Source organism: Psychrobacter sp. Arc9, from assembly GCF_041431295.1.
Lineage (GTDB): Bacteria > Pseudomonadota > Gammaproteobacteria > Pseudomonadales > Moraxellaceae > Psychrobacter.
The window spans coordinates 45,544-56,489 of the sequence record NZ_JASMRK010000013.1; the positions used below are offsets into that span (position 1 = coordinate 45,544).

Genomic DNA, 10,946 nt, shown 5'->3' on the forward strand with positions numbered 1-10,946 from the left:
ACCAGTTGGCTATAAGTACGAGATTTTAGTATAAATATATAAACGATAATTCTTGAGACGTTACGCGCTATGTTTTGACAAAACTTCATGCAATAGCTCGCTGTCAAACTCATTAGTCATTACCGCATCGCCAATTGATTTTAACAAAATTAGGCGGATTTGTCCGTGTTTCACTTTTTTATCGTGTCCCATTAAATCTAAAGCAGTGTCTACATCGATAGCTGGTGGCGTAATAGGTAAGCTTGCCAATTCTAAAACACGCTTAATACGTACAACTTCATCATCAGTTAGCCAACCAATTTTTTGCGATAGCTCAGCTGCTTGTACCATACCAGCCGCCACTGCTTCGCCATGTAACCAATTGCCATAGCCTTCATGTGTTTCAATCACATGACCAAAAGTATGTCCAAAGTTCAATAGCGCGCGCACACCGGACTCTCTTTCGTCTTGTGCTACTACATCAGCCTTGTACTGACAGCAGCGCTTTACAGCTTCACCAAGTACTGCTAAATCAAGCGACATCATTGCAGGCAAGTTTGCTTCAAGCCACGTTAAAAATGCCTCATCCATGATAAGGGCATATTTGATAATCTCGGCCACTCCAGCCGATAGCTCACGTGCAGGCAGTGTCTTAAGCGTACTCATATCGGCAAGCACCATTTGCGGCTGCCAAAAAGCACCAATCATATTTTTACCTTGCGGATGATTGATACCTGTTTTACCACCAACACTAGAATCTACTTGTGACAATAGCGTCGTTGGAATTTGAATAAAATTGACACCACGCATAAAGCTAGCAGCAGCAAAACCAGTCATATCTCCAATTACACCACCGCCAAGGGCAACAAGTGTCACATCGCGATTGAAATGTTCTGTCATTAGCGCATCATAAATCTGATCAATACTTGCCTGATTTTTGTATTGTTCACCATCTGGCAGTACGCACACCTTTACCGTAAACTGCTCTGCTAACTCATCTTCTAATGCTTTTAAGTATAAAGGTGCCACAGTGTCATTAGTGACAATCAAAACCTGACGGCCACTGATATAAGGCGTGATTTGCTTCGCCATACTGCTATGTTCAGTCTTAGATTGTTCAGTAATGACAATAGGATAATCATGACTTTGCGTCTGAACTATTAGGCCATCATGAAACGGCATTACCATGTGATACTCCTAAAGCATTTTCGATGAGGTAAAAGTAATTGAGTCTGCATATCAATCGTAGTTGCCAGTCTATTACTAATCTTCTTGGTGCGCTGATGCGTCGGTAGTGCAGTCGACGAATGATTCTAGCTGTTGCATCAATTGATTGACCATATGGCGTGGATACGTGTGACCAGTAGGCATAATAATATGGGCGACTTGGCGATAGAGTGGATCGCGAGCACTGTACAAATCTTGCAATATTTTTCTAGGATTAGGCTGCTGCAATAACGGTCGAGACTTGTCTTTAGAGGTGCGTGCCAGCTGTACCTCGACAGGTGCATTAAGATAGACGACGATGCCACGCTGTTTTAGGAACTCTCGGTTTTCAGCACACATGACTGCACCGCCACCGGTCGCTAATACGATTTGAGAGTTTTGGGTCAATTCATCAATGGCACGCGTTTCACGCTCACGGAAACCTGCCTCACCTTCTTTGGCAAATATCCAAGCAATGTCAGCACCTGTCTGCGATTCAATATACCAATCACTGTCTACAAAAGTGCGACCCAACTGCTTGGCAAGCAGTTTTCCAATTGTCGTCTTCCCTGCTCCCATCGGACCCACTAAAAACACCGACGGTAATTCCTGCCCCATAATACTTACTCAGCTAAATTAGGTATGATACAACGTCATTGTTATTCTGGCTAGTAATGAGCCGTGATTATTGTGAGTAAAATTTAGAGCACACTATTCATCAGTACATACATAAATACTGCAGCTCGAAAACCACGAATTTCGCGCATAAAAAAAGCAAGCACTATGGCTTACTTTTTTTAGCAATTATCTAACCACTTTAGGACTAGTTCAGACGACTCGTACCATCATTAATAAGCTTTGGAGTTACGAAAATAAGTAGCTCTTCTTTGTCGTTGCTTCGTACATCTTTACGGAAGGCACGACCGATATAAGGTAAATCACCTAAGAAAGGGACCTTAGTTACGCCATTACTAGTGCGATTTTTAAAAACACCGCCCAGTACGACTGTCTGACCATCTTCAATAATAACATTGGTTGATATAGAGTCTTCAGAGATAGCAACCTGATTATTGATGATTGTCGGCGTGCCGTTAGTAATGACCAATTGCAGACCAATTTTACCATCAGGTGTAATATTCGGTGTGGCTTCTAAGCTAAGTGCTGCTTCTTTAAAGCTGGTCGTTGTGGCACCACTGGCTGATGCTTCTTGATACGGAATCTGCGTACCGGACGAGACTTTTGCTGTTTGCTTATCTGCTGTCAAAATCTTTGGTGTAGAAATAACTTCACCACGGTTATCCGCCTGCAGTGCTGATAATTCAAGATCAAGCATTACGTCAGACATACTGAGCAAACCAAAGGCAATACTACCAGCTGGGTTAGAAACGCCTAAATCAACGTTTAGGTTATCAGGACTAGTAATGTCATAAGAAGGATAAGAAACGGTTTGACCATTTACGGTCGTCGTCTCTATATCAAAGTCCTTAAGATCAGCTAGTGTTTGGTTGCTACCACCGACCAATAAGCTACGGTTATTAGCTGCACCATTTGATAGGATGCCCCAGCGAACGCCAATTTCTTTACTAAAGCTATCCGTGGCACTAACGATACGCGCTTCAATCATGACCTGACGAACGGGGATATCAATTTTGCTGATTAATTTGTGAATATTTTCGATACTCTCAGCCACGTCTTTAATGATCAAAGTATTGGTACGATCATCAACGGTCACCGTGCCACGATTAGACAACAACGTATTGTTATCATCGGCTCGGTTTGAGGTGCCACCGCCAGATGAACCACTACCTTGAGAGATAAGCGTCAATACATCTTGCGCTATAGCATAGCTCAAACGGATATACTCAGTCCGTAATGGTGCATAAGACTTCACGGCTTGCTGTGCTTCAAGCTCCTTTGCTTCTTGCTCAGCAAGCTCTGTAGCAGGCGCAACCAAAATCACATTACCATTTTCACGCTTGCCTAAGTTTTTGCTTTTCAAAATAATATCGAGGGCTTGGTCCCAAGGAACATTGATTAAACGCAGGGTGATGTTGCCAGCAACAGAGTCACTTGCCACGATATTCATCTCAGTAAACTGCGCCAAAATATCTAAGACACTACGAACCTCAACATCTTGGAATTCCATAGATAGCGGTTCGCCACTATAGACTCTTTCTTCCAGCGTCGGCTCACGTAACAACTCAGGCTTTTTAATACCAATATTTAACTGATTACCTGATTGGTAGGCTTGATACTCATAATCGTCATTCATGTTAATGGTGACGACGCCATTCTGACCTTGGTTTTTGGTATCAATACTACCAACAAGACCACTGTTAATATTCAATCGGCGTAGTAAGTTTCTCGGAACCGTACTACCAGTCAAACGTACGACAAGTTTATTACCTTGACGCTGCACATCTACTGGAATAGCTTCGTTGGCAAGTACCATACTGACGTTACCGCCACCATCGTTACCTGCTGAAAAATTGACTGCGCTTAGCCCATCATAGCTATACTGCTTGCTTACTTGCGAAGCAGCCAATTGAGGATTCAAAAGCGGATTGACTCTGACCACCATCGTATCAGCTGGCACTTCGTTCTTCACGACAACCTTGCTCGTAGTACGTACAGGTGCCACTGGTACGGTAGAGCTCTCAACAATAGGCGTAACGACAGCGGTCGTTGTCATACTATTATTGTTATTGAGAACATCTTGAATCGGGTCGCTGGTAATGACAGGACGATTAGGATCAGTGATGGTCAGCAATAAATCATTGCCTTCAATCGCTGTCGTATAATTTCCTGACTCTTTCAAACCAACAATGAGGCGCGTGGTACTGTCACTACTTAGCGTAGTAACGTCATTAATCGCACCGATGTTATATTCATTAAAGCGGCTAGCAAGCCCATTCTGTACTTGTTCGAAATCTAGGACTAAGCGACTAGGATCATCAAGCTGATAGGCTGCAGGCAATACTGGCAATCCTGTAAACCCCAAACGCATTTGCGTCACTGCAGGTGCGGTCTGTACTACAGAGACATTATCGATGCGCTGTGCAGCATGAGCACTATTGGTCACAGCCACCATACTGACTGCCAGTGCTGAAATGGCAAAAGCAGAAGACATGCGGTTGCTCATCATCATTACCTTGTTATTGCGTACTGTCATTATTTATTCCTCAAAAAATCTGCCGACTTAGCTTATAGGGGATACCAGCGACTGGGGTTTTTCTACAAACCCTGCGCGGCTATCTGGCACAATTTCAATCAAGTTAACCTGGGTCGGCGTGATTTCAACAATACGGCCGTCATTCAATCCAAGATAATCGCCTACTTTAACACTCGCAACCGAACCATCAGGACGTTGTATCAATGCATATCGCTGACCTTCGGGCGAAATCACCACACCTCGGAAGACCAATTGCGACAGTTCATACTGCTCAAGCGGTTCTTTGATTCTGTTGATATCTGGTCGTACACCATCTATAGGAGTGGTCGGGCCTTGTACATTGACTAAACTCGGTGGTAAAAATGGACTACGCTGCGAGCTAGCGCTATATACAAAATCCTCTACCAGCTCGGCTTTAGGCGGCGGCTCAATAGGCTGCGCAGGCTGGTTGCGGATATCGGTCATTGCCTGCTCTGCCATACCTATGCGGTCACTACACCCTGTCATAGATAAAACAGCGACACTTAAAACCAATAGCATGGGCATTCTTTGGATATTCATTAGTTGCCTCCTGCATTTGTATCAGTAGCGGCGGCGGTATCACCTTCAGGAGCCGCTTCTTTAGAGCGATAAGTCTTAGTTTGCAAGACTAAGTTAAGCTCTGGCAAAACATCCAATGTAGGCTGTGGATTGCTGACTTCAAAATCATGCATCGTAATAATTCGAGGAAGTGCAGCAAGACCACTGATAAAGCTACCAAACTGATGGTACTCACCCAAAGCCGCGATACGTATTGGCTGCTCAATAAAGAATTCATTTTCAATTTCAGGCTCTACTGAAATATCCTGAAAACGGATATTACTACCAACGCCTGTCATGTTTATGCCTTCTACCAATTCTGACACACGCGTATCTTTCGGCAACTGATCCAACAAAGTATTAAATTCAGTTTCCATTTGGACAACTTGCGCCTGATACGCTTTTAAATGACGTGCGCGCGACTCTTTTTCGCGGTAACTATCGAGCAAGGTCTGCTGCTGGCTTTCAGCCGCATTAATCTCGTCAATTTTGCTACTGATGGGTAATGCCCATGACAATGCTGCGATGAAGGTAATGATAAGTCCAATCACTGTCACTTTTACAGGTAGTGGCCAACTGCCATAATTTTCTGAATCTAGCGACTCAAAACTACGGCGAAACTCATTTAAATCGAATTGCTTTTTTGGCTTTAAAGCAGATTTTTTGGTTTTAGAGAGGCTCTTTTTGCGGATAAGCTTCATAACGCACCTCCTAGACCAGTATCGGTATCAGCAGCAGTCGGAGTTTCAGATTGTACTCTAGTCGTTACTACAAACTGTACGTAACTATCTTCAGGATAAACAGGGCGCGCTTGCTCACCAGTATTAACCGTGTTGTTGAGGGCTGGAGCAGCCTCATAAGCGCTAATATTCTGTTGAATATTACTTACTGCTGAGTTGCCCATCCATTTACTGTTATCAAGATTACGAATCAGGCTAGACACAATATTTGGATTATCCGCTAAGCCTGTCAAAGTTAGCGTATCGCCTTCACGTTTGAGGTTATTTAGATAAAGTGCTGGTGGAATAGCTTTAGCGAGATCGTCCCATAAACGTACAGGCACAGGACGTCGTCCCTGCAAGTCTTGAATGACTTGCATGCGTGAAATAATGTCTTCACGGCGCTGTTCTAAACTGTCAATTTCGGTCAATGCAGTGTCTAAGCGAGTGTTTTCTTGTTCGATCAATGCGTTGGCATCAAGCTGCTCATCAAGTTCATTATTAAAATAACTCCATGAAGCGAAGGCTGCTAATAGTGTCAGTAATGTCACCGCCACTATCAATGTCATAAACTCTTTGTTACGACGTTCACGCTCTTCTTGTCGCCAAGGTAAAAGGTTAATACGAGCCATTAGTCAAAGCTCCTTAACGCAAGACCGCATGCAGCCATTAAGCTTGGCGCATCAACCGCCAATTGCTCATTATCGATATTTGGTGCAATAGTCATATTGGTAAAAGGGTTGGCAACACTGACAGTTACACCCAGCTTTTGTTGTGCCATACCAGCGAGACCTGCAATAGAACTGCTGCCCCCTGCAAGCACCACATGATCGATACTGCTATATTGACTTGATGAGAAATAAAACTGTAAAGAGCGAGTGATCTGTTGAATGGTATTTTCTATAAAAGGGGTCAGTACTTCAGGATAATAATCATCAGGTAAGGTACGTTCGCGTTTACTCAATGTCGCTTCTTCTGCTGATAGGCCATAGCGATTTTGTATTGCCTCGGTCAGCTGAGCACCGCCAAACAACTGCTCACGACTATAAATAAACTCGCCATTCTTAGCGATATATAATGTGGTCTGATTATGGCCAATATCTACCAACGCTACTAGTTCTGGTACATTCGGTAGGCTATCTACCATCAATCCAAACGCGCGCTCGATTGCATGAGACTCGATATCCATAATTTTCGTTTGCAAGCCACCAAAGGCCAAAGCATCGACACGTTGGTCGACGTTCTCTGAGCGAGAGGCAGCAAGCAACACCTGAACCATATCTTCACTAACCAAAGACGGTCCTAATACTTCAAAATCTAGATTGACGTCTTCTAATGGATAAGGCACATACTGGTCAGCATCCAAACGTATTTGCGCCTCACGCTCAACATCGCTGAGTGTCATATCCATATCAATGATTTTAGTAATCACCGCAGAGCCAGAAACAGCGGTCGCAGCATTGCTACCCGCGACTTGGCAGCGTCGTGCCAAGACCGTTATAATATTACCAGCAGCTTCTGTATCTACTAGAATCTTATCAACCACGATACCTTCCGGTAGTCTTTCAATACCATAAGATTTTAGGTGGAACATGCCTTGCTGACGCTGTATGTCAACCAACTTTACTGAAGTGGCACAAATATCCACGCCAATCAAATGTCGACTTTTGGAAGTAAATAGCCTCACTAGCTCTATACCTTATATTAAGTGTACAATCTGGTAGTTATTTGTAATATATTCAATACAATACTTTACTTAATTGATAGATTCAAGCATTTAAAAATATATTAAGGCCAACTTACACATTTATTATGACCTGCCTATTTTGTTCAATGTATAATAATATTGTCTGCTACAAATTCTAACTAATAAGTCTTATTATGGCCAAAACAAATGCTACCGCTCGTCTCATTCGCTTTTTGGTGGGACTTTTTATCGCTTGCCTAGCATTGGCAGTTGTTCTAGCACTTGCTGTACCTATTGGTTTTTATGGGATGGCCATGTATCTATCGCCGACCCTACCTAGTACGCAAGAAATTAAAACAGCCAAATTAGAAATGCCATTACAGATTTATAGTAGTGATGATAAATTAATCGGCCAATACGGCAATCGTTTATCATTACCAGTTAGTTTTGATGAGATTCCTGAAGATTTAACCCATGCCTTTTTGGCAGCCGAAGATGCTTCTTTCTTTCAGCATAGTGGAATTAGCATTAAAGGTCTTGGTCGCGCTGTCACCGAAGCAGTCACTGATGACGATGGTCAGACCGGTGGCTCTACCATTACGATGCAGGTCGCTAAAAACTATTTCTTAAGTCCAGAACGTACTTTAAACCGTAAACTAACAGAGTTGTTTTTGGCGCGGAAGATAGAAGACGAACTGAGCAAAAATGATATTTTGACGTTATATGTCAATAAAATCTATCTAGGCGAAGGCGCCTATGGCATCCGCGCTGCGGCCAAAAAATATTATAGTAAGTCATTAGACAACCTAACTATTGCTGAAATGGCCATGTTAGCAGGTCTACCAAAAGCCCCTTCAAAGTATAATCCTGTTGCCAATCCTAGCCGTGCACTGACTCGCCGTAACTGGATCGTTGGACGCATGCATGAGCTTGGCTATATTACCAAAGCTCAGTATGATGAAGCGGTCAACTCCCCTATAGGTATCAACCTATATAAAGAAAAGCTCGATGTAAATATGCCTTATTTGGCAGAAATGACGCGCGCTTCTTTAGTCGAACGTTACGGTGATCAAGTCATGCACGGTGGTTGGCGCGTACGTCTCACAGTAGACAGTAAAGCGCAAACAGATGCAGAAGCAGCAGTAGTAACAGGATTGATTGCCTACGAGCATCGCCATGGTTGGCGCGGGGCTGAAGCAAATGATGAGCCTCTCGAGAACTTCCAACGCTACAGCAATATGTCTCCTGCCAAAGTGACCAAAGTCAATTCTCGTAGTTTTAATGCAGTCCTACAATCTGGTGAAGAAGTGACCGTTAATTGGTCTGGTATGAAATGGGCACGTAAATATATTTCTGCTGACCGTATTGGTTATTATCCTAGTAATGCCAGTCAAGTTGTTAAGAAAAACGATATCGTTCGTGTGATACCTACTACGAATGGCAACTGGCAACTAGGTCAAATACCTAAAATTCAAGGCAGTTTGGTCTCGTTAAATCCAGAGACTGGTGCTGTCAATGCATTGGTTGGTGGCTTTGATTTTAACCACAGTAAATTCAACCGCGCCTTACAAGGCTGGCGTCAACCTGGCTCAACCATTAAGCCACTTGTTTATACCGCTGCTTTAGAAAAAGGTTATCGTCCAGATACCATCGTTTCTGACCGAGCTATTCAAGTAGGTGACTGGAAACCGAAAAACTCTGATGAACGTTTCTTAGGTGATATCACTTTACGTCGTGGTTTATATTTATCCCGTAACCTCGTATCTATTCGCTTGTTACAAGCTATCGGTATCTCAAGTACGCGCAACCTATTAGATGAATTCGGTCTTGATAAAGAAAAGCTACCAACAACCTTGTCATTAGCACTTGGAGCAGGACAAGCCACACCATTACAAATGGCCACGGCTTACTCAACCTTCGCCAATGGTGGTCATCGTGTCCAACCTTACTTTATTGAACAAATTTACAATTATAAAAACGAGCTGTTGTTTCAGGCCAATCCACGTCAAGCATGTGCACTATGCTTTAACGAAAAGCTTGAAAAGGTTAATAGCAACTTAGTTGAAGAGTATGAGAAGTCAATTGAAGCGCTTGATGATAGCAGTAATGAAATAACTGCCGATAATACATCATCAGAAAGCAATGATGGTAGCGAAACAACAGATAAAGAGCTTGATTTAACGGTATATAACGCAGGTCCACAGTCAGACCGCCTAAAAGCGCCTGCCGTACAATATGTAAGGGCCAAACAAGCACCGCGCATACTGCAACCTAGAGTCGCTTTTGAGATGGCCGATATACTACGCGATGTAGTCCAACGCGGTACAGCGGTAAGAGCAAAGGCATTAGGTCGCAATGATATCGGTGGCAAAACTGGTACCACCAATCAGGCCAAAGACGCATGGTTTGCAGGATTTCATCCTACCAATGCGACAGTAGTATGGATGGGATTCGATCAACCATCTACTATGGGCCGCCGTGAATATGGTGGTGTGGCAGCGCTGCCAGTATGGATGGACTTTATGAAAGCTCAGCTGAAAGACACGCCAAGCCAATGGGTATCTATCAATAATCGCTCAAAATCCAGAAAGCAACAGCAAAGTATCATAGAGATGACTGATGATGGTATCCTAGTTAACGACGCCTCCAATAAATCAGCAAAACCAGTCAAGACTCAAACCCAGCAGCGTAAGCCTTCGGTTACAGAGCCTACTGAGGAGACGAGCACTCCACCATCAACGAAACCAAGTAGCAATCGCAGTGGTGACAGCGTACCGGAAAATCCATTAACGGTGACACCTGTTGAAAGTATGCCACCGATGCCTGAGTGATAAGTAAGAGCATTCTTAATTAATAAGAAAAAGGCTTATTCAGCAATGACTGAATAAGCCTTTTTTATGCGCTGTAGACTATGGCCTACCCTACTTAATCATACTTTAAAATGGTTCAATAAATAGCGGTCAAAGAATAAATTTGCTAGTTTACTTCCTATTAGAATTCAACCATACCTGCACGCAGTTGTTCAATCAACTCTAAAAGCTGATTACGCCATTCCCGTATCGTTGTTTCATCAGGTAGCCATTGGTTAGATAAAGTGACAACATTGACAATCAAGTCTGGCGACGCTGAATGACTGCTTGGCGCTTCATCGACGATAGTATCTGGCGGTACTGCATAAAGACAACGCTGATAAGCACGTTCTATATTGGCGATAAAACCTTGCTGCTGTAATTGCTGCAAACGCTGAATCTCAGGAGATACTTGGGTACGCTCGCTCAGTGTTTGCTCAATATCGAGCAAAGTTGGCGCCGTCATATTTAGGCTGTAGAAATGACCGAGCTCCTGAATAAATGCCAATAAAGCACCATGCAAGTGAAAAATAGCAGTCTCACAGTGTGCTTGGTATAACTGCTTATCATTGGTACTTCCTGCAGATTGGCAAGATAAACGACAGAAATATAACTTTTGATTGGTTCGATCTGCTTGATATTTGGCGACGCGAGTTTTACCTGCCATTTGCTAATTATCCTTCTATAAGTAGTGAATTAGAGCCTATTTCCAGTGTACTATTTTTTTAGATAATAGCACCATGCCTTTCTCAGTT

At 43.1% G+C, this 10,946-nt stretch carries 9 protein-coding genes; 1 reads left to right on the forward strand and 8 read right to left on the reverse strand.

Features of this window, described 5'->3' with window-relative positions; translation table 11 throughout:
- Window positions 1–60: 60 nt before the first annotated feature.
- From aroB to pilM, 7 genes are all read right to left on the reverse strand, one after another.
- Window positions 61–1,167 carry a 3-dehydroquinate synthase gene (gene aroB / locus QO187_RS08720; protein ID WP_102093187.1) on the reverse strand — a complete coding sequence of 369 codons (1,107 nt, stop codon included), beginning with the start codon at window positions 1,165–1,167 and terminating at the stop codon, window positions 61–63.
- Window positions 1,168–1,242: 75 nt separating this feature from the next.
- A complete protein-coding gene (aroK, locus tag QO187_RS08725; RefSeq protein WP_102093188.1) occupies window positions 1,243–1,803 on the reverse strand; it encodes a shikimate kinase AroK in 561 nt (186 codons plus the stop codon).
- Between the two features lie 205 nt (window positions 1,804–2,008).
- Window positions 2,009–4,357: a type IV pilus secretin PilQ gene (gene pilQ / locus QO187_RS08730; RefSeq protein ID WP_371548051.1), complete on the reverse strand. Its 2,349-nt coding sequence runs from the start codon at window positions 4,355–4,357 to the stop codon at window positions 2,009–2,011.
- Window positions 4,358–4,384: 27 nt separating this feature from the next.
- Window positions 4,385–4,918 (reverse strand): pilus assembly protein PilP, encoded by a 534-nt coding sequence (locus QO187_RS08735; RefSeq protein WP_057761705.1) that lies wholly within the window; start codon window positions 4,916–4,918, stop codon window positions 4,385–4,387.
- The gene (locus QO187_RS08740) at window positions 4,918–5,637 is read right to left on the reverse strand and encodes a type 4a pilus biogenesis protein PilO (protein WP_102093192.1); all 720 of its coding nucleotides are present in this window, start codon (window positions 5,635–5,637) and stop codon (window positions 4,918–4,920) included. The genes QO187_RS08735 and QO187_RS08740 overlap by 1 nt, the downstream gene beginning before the upstream one ends.
- Window positions 5,634–6,287 (reverse strand): PilN domain-containing protein, encoded by a 654-nt coding sequence (locus QO187_RS08745; RefSeq protein ID WP_165598122.1) that lies wholly within the window; start codon window positions 6,285–6,287, stop codon window positions 5,634–5,636. Before QO187_RS08745 ends, QO187_RS08740 begins: the two co-directional genes overlap by 4 nt.
- Complete coding sequence (pilM, locus tag QO187_RS08750) at window positions 6,287–7,342, reverse strand: type IV pilus assembly protein PilM (protein ID WP_102090385.1); 1,056 nt, start codon at window positions 7,340–7,342, stop codon at window positions 6,287–6,289. The genes QO187_RS08745 and pilM overlap by 1 nt, the downstream gene beginning before the upstream one ends.
- 194 nt (window positions 7,343–7,536) lie before the next feature.
- On the opposite strand from pilM, the gene QO187_RS08755 reads away from it, so the two are divergent.
- Window positions 7,537–10,173 carry a penicillin-binding protein 1A gene (locus tag QO187_RS08755; RefSeq protein WP_371548053.1) on the forward strand — a complete coding sequence of 879 codons (2,637 nt, stop codon included), beginning with the start codon at window positions 7,537–7,539 and terminating at the stop codon, window positions 10,171–10,173.
- Between the two features lie 160 nt (window positions 10,174–10,333).
- Here the strand turns inward: QO187_RS08755 and QO187_RS08760 are convergent, their stop codons facing one another.
- Window positions 10,334–10,858: a DUF6586 family protein gene (locus QO187_RS08760; protein WP_102093196.1), complete on the reverse strand. Its 525-nt coding sequence runs from the start codon at window positions 10,856–10,858 to the stop codon at window positions 10,334–10,336.
- Between the last annotated feature and the right edge of the window lie 88 nt (window positions 10,859–10,946).